The organism is Stenotrophomonas sp. BR163, assembly GCF_047520985.2.
In the GTDB taxonomy this organism is placed as follows: domain Bacteria; phylum Pseudomonadota; class Gammaproteobacteria; order Xanthomonadales; family Xanthomonadaceae; genus Stenotrophomonas; species Stenotrophomonas sepilia.
Window position 1 is genome coordinate 1 of sequence record NZ_JAXBRE020000020.1, and the last position, 26,177, is coordinate 26,177.

24 protein-coding genes are annotated in these 26,177 nt (G+C 67.4%); 7 read left to right on the forward strand and 17 right to left on the reverse strand.

What is annotated here, in order from left to right; translation table 11 throughout:
* Window positions 1-101: 101 nt before the first annotated feature.
* The gene (locus tag ACM0PY_RS15495; RefSeq protein WP_065177444.1) at window positions 102-974 is read right to left on the reverse strand and encodes a DMT family transporter; all 873 of its coding nucleotides are present in this window, start codon (window positions 972-974) and stop codon (window positions 102-104) included.
* A 115-nt stretch (window positions 975-1,089) separates the two neighbouring features.
* On the opposite strand from ACM0PY_RS15495, the gene ACM0PY_RS15500 reads away from it, so the two are divergent.
* Entirely contained in the window at window positions 1,090-2,034 is a 945-nt protein-coding gene (locus tag ACM0PY_RS15500; protein ID WP_180884647.1) for a LysR substrate-binding domain-containing protein, read from the forward strand.
* A gap of 68 nt (window positions 2,035-2,102) precedes the next feature.
* A complete protein-coding gene (locus ACM0PY_RS15505) occupies window positions 2,103-2,396 on the forward strand; it encodes a hypothetical protein (RefSeq protein ID WP_005415831.1) in 294 nt (97 codons plus the stop codon).
* Window positions 2,397-2,427: 31 nt separating this feature from the next.
* On the opposite strand, the gene ACM0PY_RS15510 is transcribed toward ACM0PY_RS15505, so the two are convergent.
* Together ACM0PY_RS15510 and ACM0PY_RS15515 are read right to left on the reverse strand one after the other, a co-directional pair.
* Complete coding sequence (locus ACM0PY_RS15510) at window positions 2,428-3,240, reverse strand: DUF4349 domain-containing protein (protein ID WP_134972706.1); 813 nt, start codon at window positions 3,238-3,240, stop codon at window positions 2,428-2,430.
* A complete protein-coding gene (locus ACM0PY_RS15515) occupies window positions 3,237-3,593 on the reverse strand; it encodes a GFA family protein (RefSeq protein ID WP_111201429.1) in 357 nt (118 codons plus the stop codon). The genes ACM0PY_RS15510 and ACM0PY_RS15515 overlap by 4 nt, the downstream gene beginning before the upstream one ends.
* 112 nt (window positions 3,594-3,705) lie before the next feature.
* On the opposite strand from ACM0PY_RS15515, the gene ACM0PY_RS15520 reads away from it, so the two are divergent.
* On the forward strand, window positions 3,706-5,514 hold the full coding sequence (locus ACM0PY_RS15520) for a DUF885 domain-containing protein (RefSeq protein ID WP_134968627.1): 1,809 nt from the start codon (window positions 3,706-3,708) through the stop codon (window positions 5,512-5,514).
* A gap of 84 nt (window positions 5,515-5,598) precedes the next feature.
* Here ACM0PY_RS15520 and ACM0PY_RS15525 read toward each other — a convergent pair whose 3' ends face one another.
* The 3 genes from ACM0PY_RS15525 to ACM0PY_RS15535 all read right to left on the reverse strand — a co-directional run bounded on the left by ACM0PY_RS15525 (window position 5,599) and on the right by ACM0PY_RS15535 (window position 9,566).
* Window positions 5,599-5,835, reverse strand: coding sequence for a hypothetical protein (locus ACM0PY_RS15525; protein WP_111201431.1), 237 nt, complete (start codon window positions 5,833-5,835; stop codon window positions 5,599-5,601).
* A gap of 180 nt (window positions 5,836-6,015) precedes the next feature.
* Window positions 6,016-7,848, reverse strand: a complete 1,833-nt coding sequence (gene smrA / locus ACM0PY_RS15530) for a multidrug efflux ABC transporter SmrA (protein ID WP_180884649.1) — start codon at window positions 7,846-7,848, stop codon at window positions 6,016-6,018.
* Window positions 7,849-8,003: 155 nt separating this feature from the next.
* Window positions 8,004-9,566, reverse strand: coding sequence for a serine hydrolase (locus ACM0PY_RS15535; RefSeq protein WP_414609404.1), 1,563 nt, complete (start codon window positions 9,564-9,566; stop codon window positions 8,004-8,006).
* Between the two features lie 110 nt (window positions 9,567-9,676).
* Here ACM0PY_RS15535 and ACM0PY_RS15540 point away from each other — a divergent pair, with 110 nt between their 5' ends.
* Entirely contained in the window at window positions 9,677-10,120 is a 444-nt protein-coding gene (locus tag ACM0PY_RS15540) for a VOC family protein (RefSeq protein WP_111201434.1), read from the forward strand.
* A 20-nt stretch (window positions 10,121-10,140) separates the two neighbouring features.
* Window positions 10,141-10,995: a DUF72 domain-containing protein gene (locus ACM0PY_RS15545; protein WP_111201465.1), complete on the forward strand. Its 855-nt coding sequence runs from the start codon at window positions 10,141-10,143 to the stop codon at window positions 10,993-10,995.
* Here the strand turns inward: ACM0PY_RS15545 and ACM0PY_RS15550 are convergent.
* On the reverse strand, window positions 10,916-11,530 hold the full coding sequence (locus ACM0PY_RS15550) for a Pr6Pr family membrane protein (RefSeq protein WP_111201435.1): 615 nt from the start codon (window positions 11,528-11,530) through the stop codon (window positions 10,916-10,918). The two genes, ACM0PY_RS15545 and ACM0PY_RS15550, sit on opposite strands and share 80 nt — an antisense overlap.
* Before the next feature lie 79 nt (window positions 11,531-11,609).
* On the opposite strand from ACM0PY_RS15550, the gene ACM0PY_RS15555 reads away from it, so the two are divergent.
* Window positions 11,610-12,557: a DMT family transporter gene (locus ACM0PY_RS15555; protein WP_111201436.1), complete on the forward strand. Its 948-nt coding sequence runs from the start codon at window positions 11,610-11,612 to the stop codon at window positions 12,555-12,557.
* Between the two features lie 30 nt (window positions 12,558-12,587).
* Here the strand turns inward: ACM0PY_RS15555 and ACM0PY_RS15560 are convergent, their stop codons facing one another.
* The 6 genes from ACM0PY_RS15560 to ACM0PY_RS15585 all read right to left on the reverse strand — a co-directional run bounded on the left by ACM0PY_RS15560 (window position 12,588) and on the right by ACM0PY_RS15585 (window position 22,190).
* Window positions 12,588-13,748, reverse strand: coding sequence for an AAA family ATPase (locus ACM0PY_RS15560; protein WP_111201437.1), 1,161 nt, complete (start codon window positions 13,746-13,748; stop codon window positions 12,588-12,590).
* A 117-nt stretch (window positions 13,749-13,865) separates the two neighbouring features.
* Window positions 13,866-14,936, reverse strand: coding sequence for a sensor domain-containing diguanylate cyclase (locus tag ACM0PY_RS15565; RefSeq protein ID WP_111201438.1), 1,071 nt, complete (start codon window positions 14,934-14,936; stop codon window positions 13,866-13,868).
* Between the two features lie 134 nt (window positions 14,937-15,070).
* On the reverse strand, window positions 15,071-15,793 hold the full coding sequence (locus ACM0PY_RS15570; RefSeq protein WP_019659152.1) for a pseudouridine synthase: 723 nt from the start codon (window positions 15,791-15,793) through the stop codon (window positions 15,071-15,073).
* 34 nt (window positions 15,794-15,827) lie between these two features.
* Entirely contained in the window at window positions 15,828-17,492 is a 1,665-nt protein-coding gene (locus ACM0PY_RS15575; RefSeq protein ID WP_180884651.1) for a diguanylate cyclase, read from the reverse strand.
* Window positions 17,493-17,601: 109 nt separating this feature from the next.
* Window positions 17,602-20,025 carry a putative bifunctional diguanylate cyclase/phosphodiesterase gene (locus tag ACM0PY_RS15580; RefSeq protein ID WP_180884653.1) on the reverse strand — a complete coding sequence of 808 codons (2,424 nt, stop codon included), beginning with the start codon at window positions 20,023-20,025 and terminating at the stop codon, window positions 17,602-17,604.
* A 218-nt stretch (window positions 20,026-20,243) separates the two neighbouring features.
* Complete coding sequence (locus tag ACM0PY_RS15585) at window positions 20,244-22,190, reverse strand: DEAD/DEAH box helicase (protein ID WP_180884655.1); 1,947 nt, start codon at window positions 22,188-22,190, stop codon at window positions 20,244-20,246.
* Window positions 22,191-22,458: 268 nt separating this feature from the next.
* On the opposite strand from ACM0PY_RS15585, the gene ACM0PY_RS15590 reads away from it, so the two are divergent.
* Window positions 22,459-22,680 carry an RNA-binding S4 domain-containing protein gene (locus ACM0PY_RS15590; RefSeq protein WP_014036469.1) on the forward strand — a complete coding sequence of 74 codons (222 nt, stop codon included), beginning with the start codon at window positions 22,459-22,461 and terminating at the stop codon, window positions 22,678-22,680.
* Window positions 22,681-22,691: 11 nt separating this feature from the next.
* On the opposite strand, the gene ubiM is transcribed toward ACM0PY_RS15590, so the two are convergent.
* The 4 genes from ubiM to ACM0PY_RS15610 all read right to left on the reverse strand — a co-directional run bounded on the left by ubiM (window position 22,692) and on the right by ACM0PY_RS15610 (window position 26,119).
* On the reverse strand, window positions 22,692-23,870 hold the full coding sequence (gene ubiM / locus ACM0PY_RS15595) for a 5-demethoxyubiquinol-8 5-hydroxylase UbiM (protein WP_134972572.1): 1,179 nt from the start codon (window positions 23,868-23,870) through the stop codon (window positions 22,692-22,694).
* 79 nt (window positions 23,871-23,949) lie between these two features.
* Window positions 23,950-24,339, reverse strand: coding sequence for an MAPEG family protein (locus ACM0PY_RS15600; protein ID WP_180884657.1), 390 nt, complete (start codon window positions 24,337-24,339; stop codon window positions 23,950-23,952).
* An 11-nt stretch (window positions 24,340-24,350) separates the two neighbouring features.
* Window positions 24,351-24,896 carry a DUF4019 domain-containing protein gene (locus tag ACM0PY_RS15605; protein ID WP_180884659.1) on the reverse strand — a complete coding sequence of 182 codons (546 nt, stop codon included), beginning with the start codon at window positions 24,894-24,896 and terminating at the stop codon, window positions 24,351-24,353.
* A 59-nt stretch (window positions 24,897-24,955) separates the two neighbouring features.
* Window positions 24,956-26,119: a COG3904 family protein gene (locus ACM0PY_RS15610; protein ID WP_134972910.1), complete on the reverse strand. Its 1,164-nt coding sequence runs from the start codon at window positions 26,117-26,119 to the stop codon at window positions 24,956-24,958.
* Window positions 26,120-26,177 lie beyond the last annotated feature (58 nt).

Here is a 26,177-nt window from a genome sequence, read left to right on the forward strand (position 1 = left end):
GGGGGGGGTTTTTTTTTGTTTATTTTTCTTTCCGCCATAAAATAAATTAAACGCCCATGAACAGTGAAGCACCTTCAGCACGTGCCACGTGCAAAAACGTCTCAGCCCTTCTGACTCACCGCCACGCTACCCAGAATCAACGCACCGGCAATCAGCATCTGCAGCGTCACCGGCTCATCCAGGAACAACCACGCAAACGCCGCACCGAACAACGGAATCAGGTAGGTCACCGTCGACGCACGCGACGGGCCGATACGGCCAATCAGGCGGTAAAACATCAGGAACGCCAAGCCGGTACAGGCCACGCCCAGCGCGATCGCAGCGCCCCAGGCCTTCAACGGAATCGCCGCCTGCGGCCAATGGCTGACCGCCATCGGCAGCATCCACAGCGAGGCACACGACAGCGTTGCCGCCGCGGCGGCGGCCGACGGCAGCCCGGTCATGTGCCGCTTCACCAGGTTCACGCCCAGGCCGTACAGCAGCGATGCCGCCGCACCGGCCAGCACTGCGGTGCCGATGCTCAGGCCGGAGACCTTGGCCGTGGCCAGCACCACCACGCCGGCGAAGCCGACCAGCAGCGCCCCGGCACGACGCATGCCGATCTTCTCGCCGAAGAACAGGAACGCGATCAGCGCAGCGAACAGCACCGTCATCGCATTGCAGATCGCACCGATCGCGGCCGGCGCCTGCTCGGCGGCGTAGGCAAACAGCACGAACGGCAGCGCTGAGTTGATCAGGCCGATCGGTGCCAACCACAGCCAGCGGCGCGGCGGGAACTGCGCGCGAGCGCGCCACAGGAACGGCAGCAGCACCAGCGCGCCCAGCACCAGCCGTACCTCGACCAGCGCGAATGGGCCGAACGACGGCACCGCCACCCGCATGAACAGGAACGAGCAGCCCCAGATCGCGCCCAGCAGGGTCAATTCCAGCGGCGTGCGCCAGTCGCGCTCGGCCGCCTGTGGGATCGCATTCATGTCCTGCCTCCGTCCATCGTCTGTTCCTCGCCAAGGCAGACAGGATCAGGCGCAGACGCCCGCCGCACAAGCGCGTAGTATCGCTGTCAGCCACAAATATGGTTTGAGGCTCGACATGCTGCTCCGTCCTTCCCTGCTCCCCGCACTGGCCGTGTTCGCGGTCGCCGCACGCCACCAGAATTTCGCCCAGGCCGCGCAGGAGCTGCACCTGACCGCCAGCGCGGTCAGTCACCACGTGCGCCGCCTGGAAGAAGTACTTGAAGTTCGCCTGTTCCTGCGCCACGCCCGCGGCGTGCGCCTGACCGCCGAGGGCCGGCAGCTGGCCGACGCCGCCAGCGCCGCCTTCACCGATGTCGCGGCGGTGGCCCATCACCTGCAACCGGATGCCGACAGCGTGCCGCTGCGGATCACCACGCTGCGCTCGCTCTCGTACTGCTGGCTGCTGCCGCGACTGCCACGCTTCACCCAGGCCTATCCACACATCCGCATCGAGCTGCACACCGGCAGCGGGCTGGATCGCTACGACGACAACGGACCGGAAGTCGGCATCCGCTACGGGCTGGGCCAATGGCCGGGCCTGCGTGCACAGCACCTGATGGATGACTTCCTGTTCCCGGTGGCCTCACCGGCGCTGGCCGGGGTCGAAGCACTGGTTGATCCGGCGCGCATCGCCGACCTGCCGCTGCTGACCGACCTGTCGCCGCAGGGCTGGCGTGACTGGTTCCGCCACGCCGGCGTGCGCCCACCGTCGCCCCTGCCCCCGATGCACACGTTCGCCGACAGCACCGACGCGATGCGTGCGGCGGTGTATGGCATGGGCGCGGTGCTGGCGCGCACCCACATCGCCCAGCCCTACCTGCAGCGCTACGAGGTGGTGCGCCTGCCCGGTCCGGCATTGAAGGCACGCTATGCCTACCACGTGGTGCACGCAGAAGGGCAACCGCCGAGCCCGGCCGCGCGCCTGTTCATCGACTGGTTGCTGGAACAGGCGCAGGACGAGCGCACGCCGATCCCGGCATTGCCGGACAGCCTGCTCGGGCGGCCGGCGACGCACGCCTGACTGCGCCCTCACCCGTTCTTTGCCTCACGCTGGCTAGGCTGCTGGCGAACCCACAACGTACCTATGCCATGGCCATGCTGCGACTGCGCATCACCGGAACCGAAGACGACGCCCGCGCCATCAGCGACCTGCTGCTCGGCCTGGACGGCATCGAACATGTCGAGGAAACCGACGACCTGATGCCGCACATGGACGACGACGATTCCAGTTCGGCCGGGCTGTCCGATGACATCGGCCCGGGCATCCACGAGCTGGAAGTGGAAGTCGGCAATGAAAGCACCGCGCAGAAGGTGCGCGATGCGGTGCAGGAACTGGCGCTGGAGCTGGATGTGTTCGTCGAGTACGAGACCGACGAGGGCTGATGCCGGCTGACGGTCGGCATCAGCCTTCACCTCAGCGGTTGGGCGGTAGCTTGCGGCGGCGACGCCACCATGCCCGCACACCCCAGGCCGCGATCAAGGCCAGCACCGCCACCGGCAGCAGTGCGGCAGCAGCGCGGATCAGGAACGCGATGCTGGTGCTGAGGATGCTGCCCGACTCGCTCAGCGCCTCGCCGATCTCGCTGCGGCTGCGCTGGCCAGAGGTGGTGTCGAAGTGGATCGCCACCAGCTGGGTATCGATGCGCCGACGCTGCTGCGCGGCGTCCTTGTTGGCCTGCTCGACACCCGCCTCGATCTCCGACAGGCGCGTGGTGATCGCCATCAGGTCTTCGATCTTCAGGTCCTTGCGGTCCTGGTAGGACAGCAGGCGGGCGTGCTCCTTTTCAAGCCGTGCCTTGGTCAATGCCGTGTCGGCCACCGCCTGCGCGAGATCCTCGGCGCGCGTATTGCGCGACTGCAGCTTGCCGCCTTCACCAGCCATCGCGATCAGCGGCTCGGTACCCTTCGGGGCGATGCGCACCTTCACTTCACCGCTGGGCTGCTCGCCGCCGTGCTGCTCGACCTGCAACACTGCACAGTCGCCGAACTTCGCGCTCTGGCAGGCCTGAGCGATCTGCTGGATGCGCGGTGCGATCTGCGCCGCCTCCAGCTGCACCTGCACGTCATGTTCGTAGGCCAGGAATGCGCCTTCCGGCGAAGCGATGGCAGCCTCGGCGGCCGTGGCGCCCGCATCCCCCACCATGTCGCCCTGCTTGGCGCAGGCGCCCAGCGCCAGCAGCAGTACCGGCAGCGCCGCCCTGCGCGTCCACGCTCGCACCGGCCTCACAGTGCCGCTCCGTCGTAGGAGGTCACCGAAAGGCCCGCCAGATCCACCTGCGGCACGCAGCGCACGTTCACCGCCACCATCGGTGTGCCGGTGCGAGGGTCGACCGCTTCGCTGTAGGGAGCGATACCGCATTCGCGGCAGTGGTGGTGGTCGATGTGGGCCTTGTTGAAGTGGTAGGTGGCCACGTCAGCCGGATCGGTGGCCAGCTTGAACGCCGCACGCGGAGCGAACCACAGCAGGCTGCCGCGACGCCGGCACATCGAACAGTTGCAGTCGATGACGTCGCTGATCGGCGCCTCGGCCTGCACGGTGAATGCGATCCTGCCGCAATGGCAGCTTCCCTGGTATTCCATGTCCTGCGCTCCTTTGGAGGGTCCTTGAATCCGCCCATGGTAATCCTATGGCACGGGGACAAAGCAGCAACGGGGCCCTATGCTCAGGGTTTGACCCCGTACAGGAATGCCGATGCGCCCGCATCTTCTTGCCCTCGCCCTGGTCGCCGCCCTGGCCGGTTGCCAGCCGGCCGACGCCCCGACCACCGCTTCCACCCCGGCCGCCAGCCAGCAGGCCGGTGACGCGGCGGTCGATGCCGCCTTCGCCGATCTGTCCAAGCGCGCCCTGGACACCTGGATGCAGCTGTCGCCGGTCAGCGCCACCCAGATCGGTGACCACCGCTACGACAGCGAGCTGGACGACCTGAGCGCCGCCGGCCAGCAGAAGACCGTGGCCGCCTACAAGGCGCTGCTGGGCGAGCTGGACAAGATCGAAGTGGCCAAGCTGGGCCGCGAGAACCAGGTGGACGCGGCGATCCTGCGCAACCAGCTGCAGTCGGAAATCTGGAACGCTGAAGTGCTGCAGTCCGGCAAGTGGGACCCGCAGCTGTACAACGGCATCGCCGGCAGCGCGATCTACGGCCTGATGGCGCGCGAGTTCGCACCGCTGCCGGAGCGCCTGAAGGCGGCCACCGCGCGCATGGAAAAGCTGCCGGCGATCTTCGCCCAGGCGCGCGAGAACCTGGATCCGGCCCGCGTGCCGAAGATCCATGCCGAGACCGTTGCCAAGCAGAACAAGGGCATCCTCAGCATCGTCGATACCTTCATCACCCCGCATATCGGCGAACTGCCGCAGGCCGACCAGCAGCGCCTGCAAGCGGCCATCGACGGCCTGAAGAAGGCCGTGGACGAGCAGCAGACCTGGCTGGACAAGACCCTGGTGCCGAACGCCAAGGGCGACTTCCGCATCGGTGCGGAGAAGTACGACCAGAAGCTGAAATTCGCGCTGAGCTCCTCGCTGTCGCGCCAGGAGATCGGTGAGCGTGCGCGCGCCGAACTCAAGCGCGTGCGCGAGGACATGTACGGCATCGCGCAGACGGTGCTGAAGGACAAGCCGGGTGCACCGGAGATGCCGGCCCAGCCGACCGACGAGCAGCAGCAGAAGGCGATCGAGGCCGCGCTGGAACTGGCCTACGCCGACAAGCCGGCACGCGACAAGGTGGTTGACGATGCCAAGGCCGCGCTGGAGCAGTCCACTGCGTTCGTGCGCGAGCACGATCTGATGACGCTGCCCGATGCGCCGGTGGACATCATCCTGATGCCGGAATTCCAGCGTGGCGTGGCCGTGGCCTACTGCGATTCGCCGGGCCCGCTGGACAAGAACCTGAAGACCTTCTACGCCGTGTCGCCGATTCCGGACGACTGGAACGAGAAGCAGGTCGACTCGTTCCTGCGTGAGTACAACTCGCGCATGATCCACCTGCTCAGCATCCATGAAGGCACCCCGGGCCACTACCTGGAAGGCTGGCACTCGGCCAAGTTCCCCTCGACCCTACGTGCGGTGCTGCGTTCGGGCCTGTTCGCCGAAGGCTGGGCGGTCTACACCGAGCGCATGATGCAGGAGCAGGGTTATCTCAACAACGATCCGCTGTTCCACCTGGTGCAGCTGAAGTTCTACCTGCGCACGATCTCCAACGCGATCCTCGACCAGGGCGTGCACGTGGACAACTGGGATCGCGAAAAGGCGATGCACCTGATGACCCACGACGCGTTCCAGCAGGAAAGCGAAGCGGCCGGCAAGTGGGTGCGCGCGCAGCTGACGTCGGCACAGCTGCCGACCTACTTCGTCGGTGCGCAGGAACACTTCGACACCCGCAAGGCAGTGCAGGAGAAGCTGGGCGACAAGTTCAACCTGAAGGCGTACCACGACCAGGTGCTGTCCTACGGCGCGCCGCCGGTGCGTTTCGCCCGCCAGCTGATGCTGGACCAGCCGATCGAGTGATCGGGACGGTGTGAGACGAAGCGGAGCGGCCCGGGGAAACCCGGGCCGCTTTCTTTGTTCGCCCCTGCTTGGGCTGCTGCCGGATCAGAGCAGATGGATGTACATTTTCTTTGAGCCCAGCCGCAGATCCATAAAGTACTCGGCACCACAACCACGACAGGCTGCAGGGCAATCTTCATCGCTGCCCCGCTCGTTTTCCAATGAGCCAGCCACGACCGGGTATCCGCACTCGAAACAGTTGAAAGCCACATGGTTGCCATGCGGATCAGCAGGGATCTGGTCACCCTCACCGTCCATCACCAGGAAATCCGTGATTCTCATTTCCACTCCCTCCCGCTGAATTGAGGACGAAAGACGAGCCGAACATCTAGCGTCAGTTGTGCGAAAGCAACGCGCGGATTGCACCACAGCGTGGCGCTTTACGTCCGCATCAGATCTCGATGCGTCGAAGCAATTGCCTGGGCTCCGCCTCCGTGCCCCGTTCAAAAAGCCTTGAAGCAATCACTGCTCCGCGGCCACGAAACCACCGGTCTGTCGCGCCCACAGCCGCGCGTACAGGCCACCGGCCGCAATCAGTTCGGCATGGCTGCCGGTCTCGACGATGCAGCCCTGGTCCATCACCACCAGCCGGTCCATGCGCGCGATGGTCGACAGCCGGTGCGCGATCGCGATTACCGTCTTGCCGCCCATCAGCTCATCCAGGCTGTCCTGGATCGCCGCTTCCACTTCCGAGTCCAGCGCCGAGGTCGCTTCATCCAGCACCAGGATCGGCGCATCCTTCAGCAGTACGCGGGCAATGGCGATGCGCTGGCGCTGGCCACCGGACAGCTTCACGCCGCGCTCGCCGACATGCGCGTCGTAGCCACGACGCCCCTGCCCGTCCACCAGCGTATCGATGAAGGCTTCGGCGCGTGCCTTGGCCACGGCCGCGCGCAGCTGCGCATCGGTCGCGTCGGGACGACCGTACAGCAGGTTGTCGCGGATCGAGCGATGCAGCAGCGAGGTGTCCTGGGTGACCACGCCGATCTGCTGGCGCAGGCTTTCCTGGGTTACGTACGCAATGTCCTGGCCGTCGATCAGGATGCGGCCGCTTTCCAGGTCGTACAGGCGCAGCAGCACGTTCACCAGGGTCGACTTGCCCGCACCGGAAGGACCGACCAGGCCGATCTTCTCGCCCGGCTTCACCACCAGGTCGAGGCCGGCGATCACGCCGCCCTTCTTGCCGTAATGGAAGTGGATGTCCTGGAACTGCACGCCACCACGGGTCACCTGCAGCGGCACCGCGTCCCCGCGGTCCTGCACGGTCAGCGGCTGGGCGATGGTGGTGATGCCATCCTGCACCGTGCCGATGTCCTCGAAGATGCCGTTGATGGTCCACATGATCCAGCCGGACATGTTGTGGATGCGGATCACCAGGCCGGTCGCCAGCGTGATCGCGCCCACGGTGATATGGCCGCCATTCCACAGCCACAGCGCGAGCCCACAGGTGCCGGCAATCAGGAAACCGTTGACGATGGCGATGGTCAGGTCCATGCCGGTGGTTACCCGGGTCTGCGCGCGGTGCTTGACCGCCAGTTCCTGGATCGACTCGGCCACGTAGGCCTGTTCGCGCCCGCCATGGGCGAACAGTTTCAGCGTGGGAATGTTGGTGTAGCCATCGACGATGCGGCCCATCGCCTTGGAGCGCGCTTCGGACGCAATCCAGGCCCGTTCCTTCGCGCGCGGCACGAAGTAGACCATGATCACCACGTAGACCAGCAGCCACAGGATCAGCGGCACCATCAAACGCCAGTCGGCCTGCGCGAACAGGTACAGCGCCGTGCCGGTATAGACCACGATGTACCAGAGCGAATCGACCATCTGTACCGCCGACTCGCGCAGCGAGGTACCGGTCTGCATGACCCGGTTGGCGACGCTGCCGGCGAAGTCGTTCTGGAAGAAGCTCAGGCTCTGCCGAACCACGTAGTTGTGCATCAGCCAGCGCGAGCGGTTGCTCAGGCCAGGCACGATCGCCTGGTTGACCAGCAGGTTGTGCAGGCCCACCAGGATCGGCCGCGCGATGACCGTGATGAACAGCATCCAGCCCAGTTCATTGGCATGGCGCTTGAAGAAATCGGCACCGGGCTGCTCGGCGACCATGTCGACGATGCGGCCCAGGTAGTCGAACATGGCCACTTCCACCAGCGCCAGCAGCAGGCCGGCAATCAGGGTCGCCAGCAGCACCGGCCAGACCGGGCGCAGGTAGTGCAGGTAGAACGGCAGCACCTTGCGCGGTGGCATGCGCCCATCCACGGGCGGGAAAACCGGGATCAGGGATTCAAACCAACGGAACATCGCATTCCCTCGCCATCAATAGCCGGCGGAGTATCCCACGCCGGATGTGTACGCCGGCCGACGATGCCGTGGCACCGGTAGTGCCGGCCGCTGGCCGGCAACCTCGCGACGTTTCCAGGGATCATGAGGTTGCCGGCCAGCGGCCGGCGCTACCCTCATTCTTTGACCGGGGTGAACAGCAGGTCCTGAAAATCGAAACTGAAATCGGTCAGGTCGGAAATCGGCTGCATGCGCACCTCACGCACTTTGCCATCCGGGTCCAGGCTGAAGTTCACGAACGCATCGGCGTTGAGCGAACGGTCGTCCCAGCGCACGATGAAGGTGTCGTGCTGCCAGTGCTCCAGGCGCCCGCTCAGCTGCGCGGTCTTCGCAAAGCGCAGGCGCAGGCCCTTGCCTTCGGCGCTGATCTGCATGTCGCCATACCAAAGGTCGCGGAAGCTGCCGGTGTAGCCGGCCAGCGCCAGCGATGGCCTGCTGCCCTTGTCGCGTGCGCTCTGGTGCTTGGCCCAGGCCTCGTCGGCCTTGTCCTGACCCTTGGCCACGGCCTTGGCATAGGCGTCCACCCAATCGTGCTTTTCTCCGCCCAGGTAAGCGTCAAGCACGCTCAGGGTGATCGCATTGAACGCCGCGCCCACTTCCTGGTTGGTCAGCACCACCACGCCCAGCTTCTCGCCTGGCACCAGGGTCAACCGCGAGACCATGCCCGGCCAGCCACCGGTATGCCAGACCAGCTTCTGACCACGGTAGTCGCTCAGGCTCCAGCCTTCGCCATAGCCGGCGAAGTTGGCCCGCGCCGGTGCCAGCTCCGGCACGCTCGGCGCCGGGATCGACTGCGGGGTAATCATCCGCCACATCTGCTGCTGGCTCTTCTCGCTGAACAACGGCGTGCCGTCAGCCAGCTTGCCTTCGGCCAGCTGCACCTGCATCCAGCGCGCCATGTCGTGCGCGCTGGAATAGATGCCACCGGCGCCGGCATTGTTCGACCAGGTCAGCGGTGCAACGGTGCGCAGGTCCTTGAAATCGTACTTGGCGTGGCCGACCGCCGCCTTGTCACCTGGCTTCAGGTGGTCGGCGTTGTAGCGCGTGCCGGCCATCCCCACCTTGTCGAAGATGCGCGTCTGCAGGAACTGCTGGTAGCTCATGCCGGACACGCGCTCGATCACCTGTTGGGCCACCGCGTACAGGATGTTGTCGTAGGCATAGCTTTCGCGGAAGCCGCCCTTCAGCGGCACCCTGCCCAGTCGCTCCACCACTTCGGCGTTGCTGTAGGAGGTGGCCGGCCAGAACAGCAGGTCACCGGCGCCCAGGCTCAGCCCGCTGCGATGCGACAGCAGGTCGCGGATCGTCATCTGCCCGGTCACGAACGGATCGGACATGCGGAACGACGGCAGGTGGTCGATCACCTTGTCATCCATCTTCAGCTTGCCGTCCTCGGCCAGCAGGTTCAGCGAGGTGGCGGTGAACGCCTTGGTGTTGGAAGCGATGGCAAACAGGGTGTCGGCCTGCACCGGTTCCGGCTTGCCCTGCTCGCGCACGCCCCAGCCACGTTCCAGCACCACCTGGCCATCCTTGACCACGGCCACGGCGATGCCGGGCACGTCGAACTGCGTGCGCACGCGCTCGACGGTCGCATCCAGGTCCTGCAGCTGCTGCGGGGTCGCCGCATTGGCCATGGTCGTGCACGCCAGCAGCACGGCTCCTCCGATCCAGGTTTTCATCCAGCACCATCTCCGAACAGGGGTAGCGGCCATGTGCAGGCCGTCACCGGGGTTTCGCAGGATGGTAACGGTCGCCGATGCACCCTGCCCCGTGCCATAGGAGGGGTGTCATGGGCGCGAATGGCCAACCAAGCAACGGCTCCACCATCATTCCGTGCCTGCGCTACCGCGACGCGCTGGCCGCCATCGACTGGCTGCAGCGGGCCTTCGGCTTCCATGCCCAGGCCGTGTATGCCGATGGCGATACGGTTTTCCATGCCCAGCTCACCTTCGGCAACGGCATGATCATGCTCGGCTCGGCCAACAACCAGAGCGCGTGGAGTGAACACGCGGTCCTGCCCGGAGAAGTCGGCGGCCGCCAGACCCAGAGCGCCTGCGTGATCGTCACCGATGTCGATGCGCACTATGCGCGGGCCAAGGCGGCTGGGGCACGCATCGTCATCGACATTGCCGACCAGGACTACGGCGGCCGCGGCTATGCCTGTGCCGATCCTGAAGGCTACCTGTGGTGGTTCGGCAACTACGACCCCTGGCGCGAGGACCACAGCCAGTGAACGCTGCCGCCGCCGGCCAGATGGCGATCCGCTGCGGTATTGGCGGCTGGGTGTTTCCCGAGTGGCGCGGCGGCATGTTCTATCCGGTGGGACTGCCGCAGCGCGAGGAACTGGCCCATGCCAGCCGCGCCCTGCGCTGCATCGAGATCAACGGCACCTTCTACCGCACACCGACTGCGGCCCAGTGCGCGCAGTGGGCCGCGCAGACGCCGGAAGGCTTCCGTTTCTCGATGAAGGCGCCACGCTACCTGGTGCAGCGCCGCGACCTGGCCAGCACCGTGGAAGCGGCCACGCCATTCCTGCAGGCGGCACTTGCGCTCGGTGACCGGCTCGGCCCGCTGCTGTGGCAGTTCGATCCGCACCATCCGGCCGACGCCGATGCATTGGAAGCGCTGATGGCGCAGCTGCCGAAGCAGCTCGAGGGCGCGCCGTTGCAGCACGCTCTGGAAGTGCGCAACGCCGAGGCACATGGACCGGCTCTGGTCGCCGCCGCGCGCCGCCACGGCGTGGCGCTGGTGATCGAGGACAGCGACGAGGCGCCATTGCATGGCGATGTCAGTGCGGGCTTCGTCTACGCGCGGATCAAGCGCAGCCAGGCCCGCTTGAACGAGGGCCTGCCTGCGTCCGTGCAGCAGCGCTGGGCTGAACGCGCACGACGCTGGTCACGCGGCGAGCCGGTGGACGACCTGCCCTGCCTGGCCGGGCCCGCCCCGGAAACCCCGCGCGAGGTCTACCTGCTGTGCATCGGTGCCGGCAAGGCCCGCAACCCGGCCGCAGCGATGGCCCTGCAGCGCCTCATCGACGGCGCCAGCGGTCCAGCCCCCACAGCAGGGTCCAGCCCACCACGAACACGCCCGCAACGCGCAGCACGTTGAGCAGGAAGGCCGCCAGCCCCAGGCGTTGCAGTTCGAGGAATGGATACGGCGCCTGTCCGGTCATTGCAGCGACCAGCATCGCCCAGCCAAGGTAGGCCAGCGGTACCAGCAGCACACCGCCCAGCGCGCGCCAGCGCAGCGCCCCATGCGGCAGCAGCCACCACCACCCGAGCAGGTACAGCGCCGGCACAGCGTAGTGCAGGCCGGCATCGACCCACCATTGCAGCCCGGTGGGCTGCCACAGCCCCTGCAACGCCAGCATGTAGATGCACGCGGTCACCCCGATGCACAACGCGATCACCGCGGCGACAGTCGTGTCCAGCACACCCGCACGGATCAGCCTGACGCATCCCAGGCACACCGCCAGGTTGCTGAGAATCGTGAAGTAGCCAACGAAGCGCAGTGTCGCCATGCCGACCCCGGCAGCCGCCCCGGGGCCGCGTAGCAGCAACAGGTATTGCAGCAGCAACGCGGTGGCGGCCACCAGTGCAGTCAGTGCTGCCCATGCACGCAGGGCGGAGCGGTTGGCAGCCATTGCAGGTTTCCCCTGAGGAGTTTCCGCGAGCATGCCACAGGCGTCGCCGGCGACCGTACGATTGCCTCACAATAGGCCGATGAGCACACCCGACACCCGCAAAGCGCTGTGGCAGATCCATTTCTGTGTCCTGCTGTGGGGCGTCACCGCCATCCTCGGCAAGCTGATCACCCTGCCCGCACTGCCGCTGGTGTGGTGGCGCATGCTGCTGGTGACGGCGATGCTGGCCCTGCTGCCGCGGGTCTGGCGCGGGTTGCGCACCCTGCCCCCGCGGCTGGTCGCCGGCTACGCCGGTATCGGCGCGCTGGTCGCCCTGCACTGGCTGACGTTCTACGGCGCGGTGAAGCTGGCCAATGCCTCGGTGGCTGCCACCTGCATCGCACTGGCACCGGTGTTCACCTCGATCATCGAGCCGTGGGTGGCCAAGCGGCCGTTCCAGCTGCGTGAGCTGGCGTTTGGCCTGGCGGTGCTGCCGGGTGTTGCGCTGGTGGTCGGTGGCGTGCCCGATGGCATGCGCCTGGGTGTGTTGATCGGCGCGATCTCGGCGCTGCTGGTGGCGGTGTTCGGTTCGCTCAACAAGCGCATGGTCAGCCATGCCGATCCGCTCACGGTCACCGCGCTGGAGCTGGGTGCCGGCACCCTCACACTGACCCTGCTGGCGCCGCTGATGCCCTATCTGCTGCCGGCGCTGGCCAGCCCGCTGTGGGTGGTCCCGAATCTGCACGACGGGATCCTGCTGCTGGTGCTGGCCGGATTCTGCACGCTGCTGCCGTTCGCCCTGGCCTTGGTCGCGCTGCGCCACCTGAGTGCCTACACGGTGCAGCTGGTGACCAACCTGGAGCCGGTCTATGCGGTGGTACTGGCGGTGGTGCTGCTGCGCGAGCAGCACGAAGTCACCCCGTGGTTCTACCTGGGCGTGGCGATCATCGTCGGCGCGGTGTTCCTGCATCCACTGCTGAACCGCCGCAAGCCGGTGCAGCATCCGGAAATCCTCGGCACGGCCGAAGCGCGCAACATCGCCGATTGAGTGCATCCACGCATGGCGTGGATGGCCGCATCAACGCTGCGGCCAATGCCAGGCCGGCGCATCCAGCAGGCCCTGCCCGCTCAACAGCGTGCGGCCCTGTTCCTTGTACAGATGCAGCGAATGGCACCCTGGCGCCTGTTCCAGCGCCGCGATCAGCCGGCTGGCGTGCGACACCACCCATACCTGGCTGCGCGCACTGGCTGCGATGATGAGCCGCGCCAGCGCCGGCAGCAGGTCCGGGTGCAGGCTGGTCTCCGGTTCGTTGAGCACCATCAGCGGCGGTGGGCGTGGTGTGTGCAGCGCCGCCGCCAGCAGCAGGAAGCGCAGCGTGCCGTCGGAGAGCTCGGCCATCGACAATGGCCGCAGCAACCCAGGTTGGTGGAAGCGCAGCGCCAAGCGTCCATCCAGCGCCTCGAAATCGACCGTGGCGCCCGGGAACGCGTCATCGACGCTGCGTGCCAACGCAACCGGGTCGCCGATCTCGAGGATGGTCACCCAGGCCGCCGCCAGGTCCCGGCCATCGTGATGCAGCACCGGCGTGCGCGTGGCCATCGCCGGTTGCCGCGCCGGGGCATCGCCATCGCTGCGGAAATGGTCATAGAAGCGCCAGCAACGGATGTACTCACGCAGGGTAATTGTTTCGGGCATGCGCTGCGGATCGCCGACCTGGGTGAACAGGCTGTCGAACAGCGACAACCGGTCATCCACCAGATCCCAACCGCGCGCATGGCGCTGCCGCACCATCGCCCCGCGACGATCGACCAGCTGGTTGGCGCTGCGCAGGAACGGCCCCGCCCAGATCGCCTCGGCCTTGATCTGCGGGTCCAGCGCAAACGCCGAACGGCTGGGCGGCGGGTAGCCGAGATCGATGGCGTAGCCGAATTCGTCGGTGGTGAAGCCGAGCTTCAATCCCACCGATTCCTGGCGTGGGCCGCCCTGCAAGGGGATTTCGCCGGCAGCAACCCGACGGTCTACTTTTTCCGGGCCCGCCCACAGCGCCGAACCCAGCCCACCTTCGCGGGCCAGCACCGCCGCGACGCCACCCTGCGCGGTCTCGGCCAGCAGGCGCAGCGCGCGGTACAGGCTGGACTTGCCACTGCCATTGTCACCGGTCACCACATTCAACTGCTGCAGCGGCAATACCAGCCCGTGCAGCGAGCGATAGTGGGCGATGGCCAGGGTCTGCAACATGGTCGGCGTCCGGGAAAACAGGGCGTCATGCTGCCCGCTCTTGATCGCAGGCGCTGCGACGCGATGTGAATCGGGAAGAGCATCCACGCATGGCGTGGATCTACCGGGCGGGGCGCTTCAGCCCGCCACTTCCACCCGGTTGCGGCCATTGCCCTTGGCCCGGTACAGCGCCTTGTCGGCACGTGCCAGCGTGTCGTCCACGCTTTCACCGGGCTGGTGCTGGGCGATGCCGATACTGATCGTGACCGGGAAGCCCAGTGGCAGGTCGGCCACGGCCAGGCGCAGGAACTCGCACAGAAGTTCGGCGGTGCGCAGGTCGGTTGCGGGCATCACTGCCACGAACTCCTCGCCGCCATAGCGCGCCGCCATGCCACGGCCGGCAAAGTGCGACCGCAGCAGCGCGCCCAGTTCAGCCAGCACGCGGTCGCCGGTGGCGTGGCCCTGGAAGTCGTTGATGTGCTTGAAATGATCAATGTCCAGCAGCGCGACGCAGGCCTCAGCGGGCTGCTCCCCGGTCATCGCCACGGCCTCGTCCAGCGCCGCTGCCATCGCGCGGCGGTTCGGCAGGCCGGTCAGCGCATCAGTGCGGCTCTGCTCGGCCAGGTCGGCGTTCTGCGCCAGCAGCACGTCGTGGTACTCCGACAGCAGGCGCTCATAATCATCGCGTTCCAGCATGTGGTTCTGGATGTCGAGCGCGAAACGGCGCAACTCCATCACCAGCATCACCTGCCGCGACAGTGCGGCCAGCGCCTCGGCCTTGTCGCTGGCCAGGTGTTGCGGCTGTGCGTCGAACACGCACAGCGTACCCAGCGGCAAGCCGTCGGAGCTGATCAGCGGCGCGCCGGCATAGAAGCGGATGTGCGGATCGCCGACCACCACCGGATTGTCGTGGAAGCGCACATCCTGCAGCGCATCCTCGACCACCATGATCTGCTGCGGCTGCAGGATTGCATGGCCACACATCGATTCGCTGCGCAGGTTTTCCGCCGCATCGATGCCCTGGATCGACTTGAACCATTGCCGTTCGACATCGATCAGGGTCACCGCCGCCATCGAGGTGCCGCAGACCGCCTTGGCGATAACCACCAGGTCGTCGAAGGATTTTTCACGCTCCGAATCGAGGATGCGGTAGCGGTACAGCGCCTCGAGCCGAAGGGCTTCGTTGGCGGGCTTGTCGGGCTTGATCATGCAACGTCACGTTCCGGCAGGTCACCGCGAAGTCTAGCGGATGCCGGTGAGCAATCCGCATGGCGGGCCGTGCCGGCCGTTGGCCGGCATCCCGGATACCTCGCGCGCCCATTGCAGCCGGCCAGCGGCGGGCACTACCAGTCCAGCTGCTTCGGCAGCAGGCCCTGCAGCTCCTGCTCGGTCAGGTTGCGCCACTGGCCCGGCTTCAGCGCGCCAATCTTGATGTTGTCGATGCGCACGCGGCGCAGCTGGGTCACGCGATAGCCGAACTCGGCGGCCATCAGGCGGATCTGCCGGTTCAGGCCCTGCTGCAGGGTGATGCGGAAACCGAACTTGGCGATGCGCGAAGTCTTGCATGGCAGCGTCATCTGGTCGTGGATGCGCACACCACGCGCCATGCCGCGCAGGAACTCATCGGTGACCGGCTTGTTGACCGCCACCAGATACTCCTTCTGGTGGCCATTCTCGGCACGCAGGATCTGGTTGACGATGTCGCCGTTGCTGGTCATCAGGATCAGGCCTTCGGAGTCCTTGTCGAGGCGGCCGATCGGGAAGATGCGCTGTTCATGGCCGACGAAGTCGACGATGTTGCCCTTGACCGACGTCTCGGTGGTGCAGGTGACGCCGACCGGCTTGTTCAGCGCGATGTAGACGTGGCGACGGGCGCCGGGCTTGCGGGCCACGCGCGCGCGCAGCGGCTGGCCGTCCACCAGCACCTGGTCTTCCTCGCCCACCACCGCGCCGGTGCCGGCCGGATGGCCGTTGACGGTAACCCGGCGGGCGGCGATCAGGCGATCGGCCTCGCGGCGGGAGCAGAAGCCGGTGTCGGCGATGTGTTTGTTGAGTCGGGTGGTCATCGCTCTATTATCCGGCATCGCCGCCCGCCGCGCTTCATGCCAGGCCGGGTGGATCGAGTTCTTCGCCGTCGAACACCCGGTTGCGGCCGGCACGCTTGGCCACGTACATGGCATGGTCGGCCCGGCGCAGCAGCGCGGCGAGATCGTCCTCGCCCGGCCGCCACTGCGCCAGGCCGATGCTGGCGGTGACCTCCAGGCCGGGCACCTGCAGCGCCCGGGCCGCCTCCGTGATGTGCCGGCGCAGGCGATCCAGGCGCGCCGACGCCGCCTCCCGCGGCATGCCCGGCATCAGCAGCAGGAACTCTTCGCCGCCCATCCGCACTACCTGGTCCTGGCTGCGTACCGCGGCACGCAATGCACGCGCCACCGCCACCAGCACCAGGTCACCCACGGCGTGGCCATGGCGGTCATTGATGTCCTTGAACAGATCGATATCGAGGAAGCCGATCACCAGCGGGCCACGCTCGCGGTCAACCCGCTCCAAGTGGCGGGCCAGCTGCTGCAGGCCGGCACGGCGGTTGGGCAGGCCGGTCAGGCCATCAGTCTCGGCCAGCTGGCGCAGTTCATCGCGCTGCTGGCGCAGGCGACCCAGCCGCTGGTTCAGTGCGTAGGCGGCCATCATCAGCAGCCAGGTCACCGCCAGCTGCAGGGCCTCCACGCGGTATTCCAGCAACCACGCCGCGCGGCAGGCGTCGGCCAGGATCAACACCAGCATCGGCGCCAGCGCCGCCAGCCCCGCCTGCGCCCAGCGGTCACCGCGCAGCCGTGCCCACACCCCGGCCATCAACGCCAGGCCACAGCCCAGCAGATAGGACACCTGCAGGCCCTGCGCCACCCAGGCCAGGCTGTCCCATGGCAGCCAGGGCACCAGTGCAGCCAACACCAGCAATCCCCAAAGCGCCAGCAGCTGGAACGGACGCGAACGCGGCAACAGGCGATCACCGCCATTCAGCCGCCACAGCGCCGGCAACACCAGGGCCTGCGTGGCCGCAGTCAACACCAGCAGCCACCAGGCACCGCGCTCGCCCACCGGCAACCAGGGTTCCGGATAGCCGCTGAGGCCACCGAGGATGGCCTGCCAAAGCACCAGCACGGTGGTACCGGCGATGTAGACCAGGAAACTGCGGTCGCGGGTGGTGAGGAAGGCCATCAGTGCCGACAACGCCAGTGCGATCGCCACGGCGATGCAGGCCGCGCGCACCAGCAGGCGGGCGGTATCGTTCTGCTGCACGGGACTGGGCGCGCCCAGCCGAAGGGTGGGTACCCAACGCGCCTTCAACGGCGTCTGCCACGACACCAGGAATGGATCGTGACTGCCCGCTGACGGCACCGCCACCAGCCCGATGCCTGCGCGGAAGCGTGAGTCTCGGGTACGGGCATCGTGCATGTTGCCGCAGATCTCGCGATCGCCATACTGCACGCGGACTTCGCCAGCGAACACATTGAACACGTCCAGGGCCTGCGGTTGCCCCGACCAGCCGCCCGGCGGCGCAGGCACCTGCACCTGCTGCCGGTGACCGGCCAGCATGCCCGGCGTGCATGCGCGATGTGGAGTGGGTTCATCGGTGGCTGCGCCGACCAGCAGGTAATCGCGGCCGGCTTCGGCGGCTGCGGCCCACAGTGGCCACGACGTCGCCAACCACACCAGCAGCACGACCAAAACCGCCCCTGTTCCGTACTGCCACTGCCTGCCGCCCACGCCACGTCCTGTTCCTGCTTACGCCCGCGCCCACTGCGCGTCGCCCCTGGCGGGCATTATCGCAGCCGCAGCTGCAACGCATGTGTAGACCAAAGTCGCCGCAGAGCATTCAGCCTGCGGCGGGAGGACCTTTCACGGCCACCAGGCGTACCGGCCGCAGGTCGGCCAGGGTCATCCGTTCCAGTGGCTGCGGTCGCTCGACCGCATAGCCCTGCAGGCCCTGCACCCCAAGCCGGGTCAGCGCGGCGGCGACTTCGGCGGTCTCTACCCATTCGGCCACCACCTCCATCTGCAGCTCGCGCCCCAGTTCACTGATCGCGCGCACGGTGGCGTGGCTGACTGGATCGGTATCCATGTCGCGCACGAAGGCCCCGTCGATCTTCAGGATGTCGGCCGGCAGCTGGCGCAGGTAGCCGAACGAGGACAGCCCGGAGCCGAAATCGTCCAGCGCCATCCGGCAGCCGCGCGCCTTCACCGCATCGATGAACGCGCGCGCCTGGCTGAGGTTGCTGATTGCGGCGGTCTCGGTGATCTCGAAGCACAGCTTGGAGGCCAGCGCGCGATTGCGCTCCAGCAGGTCGCAGACGAAGGCGAGGAAGCCGGGTTCGGCGATCGACTGCGCCGACACGTTGACGTTGCACAGTCCCAGCTGCCGCACATGCGCCGGGCACACCTGCAGGTGCCGGAACAGCAGGCCGAGCACGTGCCGGTCCAGCGCCACGGCCATGCCATAGCGCTCCACCGCCGGCATGAACTGGCCCGGCAGGTGCAGGCTGCCATCGTTGCCGCGCATGCGTACCAGCACCTCGTAGTGCAGGTAGGTGGGATCGCCCACGCGGGCGATGCGCTGCGCATACAGCACCATGCGGTTCTCGGCCATGGCCAGGCTGACGCCCTGCAGGCGCTCGGCTTCCCGGCGCCGTTCCTCCAGCGCCATGCGGTTCTCGTTGAAGCAGTGCACGCGGTTGCGCCCGGCCTGCTTGGCCGCATAGCAGGCACTGTCGGCGGCGCTCATCAACCAGTTCACATCCGGTGCATCGGCGCTGACCTCGACCACGCCGATGCTGCAGCTCAACTGCGGGCTGCCCTCGCTCACCGGGAACGTCGCCTGCCCCAGATTGCGGATCACGCGCTGCAGCACGCGCTTGGCCTCGTCCTGCCCGGCATGGGCGAGGAACACCGCGAACTCGTCCGCACCCAGCCGGCCCACCCAGTCACCATCGCGCACCGCCGCCACCAGGTAATCGGCGAAGCTGCGCAGCATCTGGTCGCCGGCGGCATGGCCGAAGCTGTCATTGACCAGCTTGAAATGGTCCAGGTTGATGTAGCACAGCGCGTGCGTACCACCTTCGCTGCGCACCTGCAGCAGTGCGCGTTCCAGCAGGCGCTCGATCTCGCGCCGGTTGATCAGGCCGGTCAGCGGGTCATGGCTGGCGTGGTGCTCGATCTCGCGCGCCAGTGCATGGTTCTGGCTGACGTCTTCGATGATCGCGAACACCGACAGGCCACCGCCGGCGCTGCGCACACCGGTGCCGCTCCAGCGGCCCCAGACCAGGCTGCCATCACGACGGCGGAAGCGCAGTTCGCTCGGCCGCAGCTGGCGGTCCCAATCGATGCGCCCCACCCCGTCAATGACCAGCTCGCCGTCCATCAGCAGGTCAGCCAGCGACAGCTGCAGCAGCACGTCGCGGCGATGATCGAGGATGTCGGCCATCGCCTGGTTGGCCTCGATCACCTTGCCTTCGGTATCGAGCTTGAGCATGCCGACGTTGGCCTGGTAGAACGCTGCGCGGAAGCGGCTCTCGTGTTCGGTCAGGTCCTTGCCGACGCGGCGCGCCAGGGCCACCGCCATCAGGCTGATCGCCAGCACCGACAGGCCCGCGACCATCAACGTCGCCAGCCTCACCAGCGTCGCCATCCGCAGCAGCGCCTGCGAGAACGCCTGGCTCTGCACCTTCATCCGGCGGTCGAGATCACGCAGTTGCTGCAGGTACTGGTCACGCGTGGCTGTCAGTAAGGGGCCACCCTCGTGCCGCCGCTGCAACTCATCGACCAGGCGCTGCAGCGCCATCAGGTCCCCGTCGGTCTGCCGCCATAACGCGGTCGCTTCGCGGAAGGCACCGATATCGCGCGCGTAGCGGAACGAAAACACCAGGCGCGGAATGTCGGCGTGCGCGTTGCCCCCCTGCAGGAAGCCCTGCCGGGCCTTCTCTTCGTCAGGCTCCGCCTGTTCCAGCGCCAAGCGCGCCTGCAGATCGCCCAACGGCACCTGCAGGGCCTGGCGTGCATCGTCCAGGTCTTGGGCATCACCGCGCGCCAGGTAGCGACTGAGCGCGGCGGTCGCATCCTGCTGACCGCGCGACCAGTATCCCTGGCCGGCGATCCAGGCGGTGGAGGCCGCCTGCAGTTCCTGGATCAACGCCGACAGTGCGACCAGTCCGATCGCCATGCCGGTCAACAACGCAAATCGCAGTCCCAGCCCCCGGGTCATCGGCACCCGCCGGCTCTGTTGGTCCGTGCCACTCCTACCCATCCCGGATCCCCCCGAATGTGCTGCGGTGACAACCTCCTTTGGAACCGGACCAGCCTATGACCGGCAATGTGTTGACCGTGCGAAAAAGGGGACGGAGGGGATTAAGTCGTTTTCGGCATAGGCGCATGGCCTGCCATAGACGACTTAATCCCCTCCGTCCCCTTTTCCTGTACGCCGGCCCGGGGGCCGGCGTCGCTCTGGACGGCTGTGGGTGCGGCTTAGAAGCTGCGCGGGCCGCGCGGCTTGAAGCCATCACGACGTGGCGGGCGGCTGTCGCGGTCACCGCCGCGGTCGCCGCCATGGCCACCCGGACCACCCGGACCACCACGACGCGGGCCACCGGCGCCGCCCGGACCACGCTTGTCGAAGCGCGGCTTGAACGGACGCGGGGCCGGGTTGATCTCTTCACCGGCCGCCAGCGGACGCATCTGCAGCTGCTGGCCGGACACCCACACCTTCTGCAGGTGCGACAGCACGTCCGGCGGCATCTGTGCCGGCAGGTCCAGCAGCGAGAAGTCGTCGTGGATGTCGATGCGGCCGATGAAACGGCTTTCCAGGCCGGCTTCGTTGGCGATGGCGCCGACGATGTTGGCCGGCTTCACGCCGTGCTGGTGGCCGACCGAAATACGGTAGGTCTCCATGCCCTGCTCCGGCGCACCACGCGGCGGAACCTCGCGGCGCGGACGCGGCTCGAAACAACCTTCGGCGTCGTCGCGACGCGGGCCACGCTCGAAGCGCGGACCCCGCTCGTTGCGGTCGAAGCGATCGCCACGCTCCGGGCGGTCGCCACGGTCGAAGCGCTCGCGCGGCGCGCGCTCTTCACGCGGGGCACGCACCGGCGGCTGCAGCAGGAACGGGGTATCGCCCTGCAGCATCCTGGCCAGCGCGGCGGCGATCTCGATGGCCGGCACGTTCTGCTCGTTCTCGAAGCGCTCCAGCAGCTGGCGGTAGAAGTCCAGGCCGCCGGCGCCGAGCGTTTCGCTGATACGCGAGGTGAACTTGTTGATGCGGGTGTCGTTGACCGCTTCCACGCTCGGCAGCTGCATCTCTTCGATCGGCTGGCGGGTGGCACGCTCGATCTGGCGCAGCATGCCCTTCTCGCGCGGGGTGGCGAACAGGATCGCCTCGCCGCTGCGGCCGGCACGGCCGGTACGGCCGATGCGGTGCACGTAGCTCTCGGTGTCGTACGGGATGTCGTAGTTCAGCACATGGCTGATGCGATCCACGTCCAGGCCGCGGGCGGCCACGTCGGTGGCGACCAGGATGTCCAGCTTGCCTTCCTTCAGCATGGCAATGGTGCGCTCGCGCTGGGCCTGCTGCATGTCACCGTTGATGGCGGCAGCGGCCAGGCCACGCGCCTGCAGCTTGCTGGCCAGTTCTTCGGTGCCGGCCTTGGTGCGCGCGAAGATGATCATCGCGTCGAACGGCTCGACTTCCAGGATGCGGGTCAGCGCGTCCAGCTTGTGCATGCCGCTCACCCACCAGTAGCGCTGGCGGATGTTGGCCGAGGTGGTGGTCTTGGCCGCGATGGTCACTTCCACCGGGTCCTGCAGGTAGGTCTGCGCGATGCGGCGGATCTGCGGCGGCATGGTGGCCGAGAACAGGGCCACCTGGCGCTGCTCCGGCAGCTTCTTCAGCACGGCTTCCACATCGTCGATGAAGCCCATGCGCAGCATTTCATCGGCTTCGTCCAGCACCAGGGTCTTCAGCTCGGACAGGTCCAGGGTGCTGCGGTCCAGGTGATCGATCACGCGGCCGGGAGTACCGACCACGATGTGCACGCCACGGCGCAGGGCCGACAGCTGCTGGCCGTACGGCTGGCCGCCGTACACCGGCAGCACGCGGAAGCCCGGGATCTTCGACGAATAGGACTGGAATGCCTCGGCAACCTGTATGGCCAGCTCGCGGGTCGGCGCCAGGATCAGGGCCTGGGGCTTGATCTGCTGCAGGTCGATGTTGGACAGTACCGGCAGTGCGAACGCAGCGGTCTTGCCGGTACCAGTCTGGGCCTGGCCCAGCACGTCGCGGCCTTCCAGCATCGCCGGGATGGTGGCGGCCTGGATCGGCGACGGGGTTTCGTAGCCGATGGCGGTGACCGCCTGCATCACGGGCTCGGACAGGCCGAGCTGCGCGAACTGCAGCGGCGCTTGGGAATCTTGGGACATGGGGAACTCCGAAGGCACTGCCGTCTTCCTGGCAGTGCGATAAAAAGGGTGATGGTCCGCGCTTTGGGCGCCCTTCTTATCGCGTGCCCTGGCGCTGCTCGGTCGGAGGAGATTTCACTCGCTCAGAGCGGAATGATACCGCATTGATCCTGAACGAGGCGTACAGCTTTCCATACGCGTGCCGTCGTGCCCCGTGCTGGCGCACAATACGCGCCCTCTCCCCGGCCCGGCCGCTGGCCTGCGCCCTCTTTCCAGGACCCCTCGCTCCATGCAGATTCTCGAATTCGACCTCGACGGCGACTACGTCGAACTCAAGCAGCTGTTGAAGCTGGCCGACCTGGTCACCAGCGGCGGCGAGGCCAAGATGGTCATCAGCGAGGGCCAGGTGCGGGTCGACGGTGAGGTCGAACTGCGCAAGGCCTGCAAGATCCGCGCAGGCCAGGTGGTCGAGTTCGCCGACAGCCAGATCCGCGTGCTGGCCGCTGGCTGATCCGAGGGTGTTCAGGCCACGCGCTGGGTCAGGTGCGAGGCGATCAGCTGCCTGAACGGCGCCACGCCCTGCGCCAGGCGCAGGCCCGCGGCCCGCAGCAGGCGTGCCGGGCGACGATCGTCGGTGTACAGGCTGGCGATCGCGTTGGTGGCCTCGTACAGCGGCCGCGACGCCAACCGATGACCGCGTTGGTAGCTGGCCAGCATGCCGGCGGCGGCAATGTCGGCACCGCGCCGCTGCTGCGCGACGATGCCCTGTGCCAGCCGCTGTGCGCTGGCCAGTCCCAGATTGAAGCCGTGCGCGGTGACCGGGTGCATGCCCACCGCGGCATCGCCGATCAGCGCGGAACGCTCGCCGACGAAACGGTGCGCGTACACACCTACCAGCGGATACGCCTGCGGCGTGGCCACCGGCTGCATGCGGCCCAGCCGATGCTCAAAGCAGGCACTGATGGCATCGCCGAAGGCCACCTCGTCCATCGCCAGCAGTTCTTCGATCTGCCGCGGCGGCAGCGTGATCACCGCCGATGCCTGGCCCTCGTTGAGCGGCAGCAGCGCCATGGTGCGGCCGTAGCCGAACCACTCCCAGGCCGTGTGGTGATGGTCGCGCTCGACCTGCATGCGGCATACCAGCATCGACTTGCCGAAGTCGCGCATCTGCGCACCGATGCCGAGCATGCGGCGGGTGGCGGAGAAGCGGCTGTCAGCCGCGGCCAGCAGTCGCGCGTGCAGTTGACTGCCGTCATCGAGTCTGACCACGTGGCCCTGCGCATCGGCCTGCACGCCCAGCACCTTGCGCCCATCGAACAGCTCCAGCGCATCCTGGCCCTGCACCGCATCCCATGCGGCACGGCGGATCAGATGGTTGGGTACCAGCCAGCCCAGCGGCTGGCCGTCGACCTGGCTGCTGGCGAAGGTCAGCGCGAACGGCGAGCCGCCGTTCATCACCCTGGCATCGCGCAGTTCAGCGACTTCGGCCTGCGGCAGGCGCTGCCACAGCCCCAGTTGCTCCATGCTCTGCCGCGAGGCATGGGTCAACGCGATCTCGCGGCCATCAAAGGCGGCGTCGGCCAGGGCCTGGCGCGGCTGCACTTCGACCAGCCCGACCTGCAGGCCACTGCCGGCCAGCGCACGCGCGAAGCACAGGCCCGCCGGTCCGGCGCCGACCACCACCACGTCCATCCTGCGCATGCGCGCCTCCTGCCGTTGATTCAGTCCGGGCCAGCATAGCGCCGCGCGCCTGAGCGGCCTTGATCTGGATCAGGCCGACTTACAGAAGTGCGAACACCAGCGCCAGGATCGACAGCAGCGATACGAGCCAGACCAGGCTGCGCACGTAGGGCACGCCCGCGGCATACAGCGGCAGGTAGACCACACGCGCCCAGACGTAGGCCTGCGCAGCCAGCGCCGTGGTGTCGTTGCTGCGCCCGGCCACGACCACTGCAATGGCGGCAGCGGCAAAGAACGGGAAGGTTTCCAGGAAGTTGGACTGCGCACGCTGCAGGCGGCCGGCCAGCGGGCTGAGCGGCTTTGCATCGCCATCCCGTGCCGAGGCATTCCACTTCATCCCGCGCTCGCGGGTGACCACGGTGGAGGTGGCGAAGATGTAGACGAAGCCCAGCAGCGCCGACCAGGCCAGCATTGTCAGCTCAGTTGCCATCGTTCATCTCCTCAGGGTGCCGACGCGCGCAGGCTGTAACCGGCCAGGCGCCAGACCTGGTCTTCGTCGAAGCGGAACGAGACCAGCTCGCGCACCGGCTGTGCGCTGTTGGCGAAACGGGTCGGGAAGCTGACGTTGATGTACAACCCTTCCGGCACTGCGGCGCCGGGGCTGTACTTGACCCGGGTGATGGTCGGCTGGCCACGCCCGGCCAGCGCACCGAGGCGCGTGCGCTCGGCGGCCAACTGGCTGACGAAGGTGGCCTTCGGCACCGCACGGCGCGCGACGGCCGAAGCGCCATCCCACAATTCGCTGGCGCGGTTGGCATCGACCAGTTGCGCCGCCTTCAACGCAGCCGCGCCCATTTCCGCGTCCTGCTTCTGCACCTGGGCCTGCTGCGCAGCGGTCAACGCCGGGGCACCGGCAGTGGCGGGCTTCGCGGCCGCCGGCGATGCCGGGGCCGGGCGCGCGGGTGCCGGTGCCGGCGTGGCCGGCGCAGGTACCTGCGCCAACGCAGTCAGGGGCAGCAGGGACAGCAGCAGGAGCACGCGCTTCATGGACACCGCCGGTTCTGGAGGAAAGGACCGCAGTCTACGCCAGCGCAGTGAGCGGTTCGTCAGCGCGCGTGGGCATTGCCTTCCACCGCCGCCGCATCGGCCTGCGCGGCCGGCGTGCCGGTCTCTGCTGGCGCCTGTTCGGCCACCGGCGGCGGCTCCGGCGGCGCTGGTGGCAGCGTCGCCACATCGATCTCCGACAGCGGGCTTTCGTCGGGGCAGACCGCGTCCGGGAAGCCGAAGCGCTGCTTCAACGCCTGGCCGCAGCTGTTGATCGACTCCATGTCGGCGCCTTCGCGCTTGCACTGCTGGTCGAAGGCGACCAGGAACGCGTCCTTGCGCTGCACGAAATCGTCGCCGCAGGCACGCATCTGCTTGATCCGTTCCAGATCGTCCTGCACCGCATTGGTGCCATCCAGACCGTACTGGCGCAGTTCGTCCGGAGTCAGCAGGCGCAGGCTGCGGTTGGGCACGGTCATCATCAGATCGGCCACACCGACCGCCACGCCGTTGCGTTGCAGGTAGTCCTTCACGTTGTCGTAGACCTCGTGCAGCTCGCGGTTGAGCTCGGCGCGCGAGGTGGCCTTGGAACTGATGCGCATCATGCGGTGGATGCCGACCTTGCCCGACAGCAGGCGGTTGTCGCCGGCGGCCAGCACGAACACGCAGGCGCTGTGGCAGATCGAGCCTTCGCGCACCCAGATGGTCCAGCCCGATTCACCGATGCTGTCACCGCCGACAATCGCCGACTCCACCTGCCCCCCGCTGGAATCCAGATCGAGGATGCGCTTGTGGATCTTCTGCTCGTCAGCGACCACGGCCAGTCGCCACATCATCTCGGCGAAGCCCGGATTGATCTTGCCGGCGTAACGCACGCGCATCAGGCCGCGCTCGGCGCACGGCGCCAGCGCCTGGGTGATCTGCTCGCGCTGCAGGCCTTCCAGCTCGACACCGTCGCCAGCTTCGCCGGCGTACTCGGTGCTGCAACTGATCCAGGCACGTCCATTCTCCAGCTGCGCCTGCGGCCACGGCCGGTCCTCCCGGCTGCGCGGCGGTGCCGGCGGCGGCGGTGCGTCAGCCGCATTGATTGACACCATGTTCTCGCCATCGCTGGACGGCGCCCGCGCGGCCTTGTCGGCGGCAGTCACATTGCCCGGATTCTCCAGCTGGCTGCAGCCCGCCAGGGCCAGGCACAACAGGGGCAACCAGCGGAGTTTGGCGGACATCGGGCAACCGGTCTTCACGTGAGCAAGAGCCACAGTCTACCCGTCCAGGCCGCGCATT